The organism is Bradyrhizobium ferriligni (assembly GCF_056837965.1).
Map to the genome: position 1 here is coordinate 1 of NZ_JBXEJO010000205.1, position 678 is coordinate 678.

The 678-nt window shown below is 38.6% G+C and carries 1 protein-coding gene; it reads right to left on the reverse strand.

Annotated elements, in window-relative coordinates; all coding sequences use genetic code 11:
• Positions 1–579, reverse strand: a 579-nt coding sequence (locus AC1VNY_RS42510; RefSeq protein ID WP_482409671.1) for a hypothetical protein, incomplete at its 3' end; no start/stop codon positions are given.
• Positions 580–678 lie beyond the last annotated feature (99 nt).

Genomic DNA, 678 nt, shown 5'->3' on the forward strand with positions numbered 1-678 from the left:
ACCATGGCACTTGTCACCTTTTATTCCGAGGGTATGACTTGGAAAAAGATTGTAAAAAAGTCCAGTTTCGTCCATATTGTACACGTCACACGAGGCATACTTTTCTCTCACTCCGTAAAATCCATGCAACCAGTTGTTTGCTTCTTCTTCATCAACTTTATTTGCTTCACCACAAATCACTACTGATGAAATTGAGTGTCTCTTTTGGAACCGGTACAGCCAACCAGCGGAACAGCTGAAATCTTGAATATCCAAATTTTTGACAATCTCATTTGCTTTTGACTGAATTATAGGTCCACTTAAAGGTACATTGGAAGTGCGCATATGGTTGAACCATTCTAGAAGTAGCGTTTCGATATCTTCATACTTAGCACTACGAAGTCGCTTAGATTTGTTACCGGAACCTAATGCAACAGCATTAAGAATTTTTTCCCGGTCTTTAAGTACTGTGGATAAGGTAGACTTGGCAATTCCATACTGTTCAGCAATTGTCTTTTTCTTCAATGCACCACGGTCTACTTCGTTTAGAATTCTTAGTTTTGTTTCCAGATCTATGCCTGTCTGCTTCCTCTTAGACATGACTCTTCAACTGACTATCTAACTTTCCGTCCTATCTGAACATTTTATCACCAGATTTTTATCAACTGGAATTTCACTTTCATTTTCACTTTCTGCTCC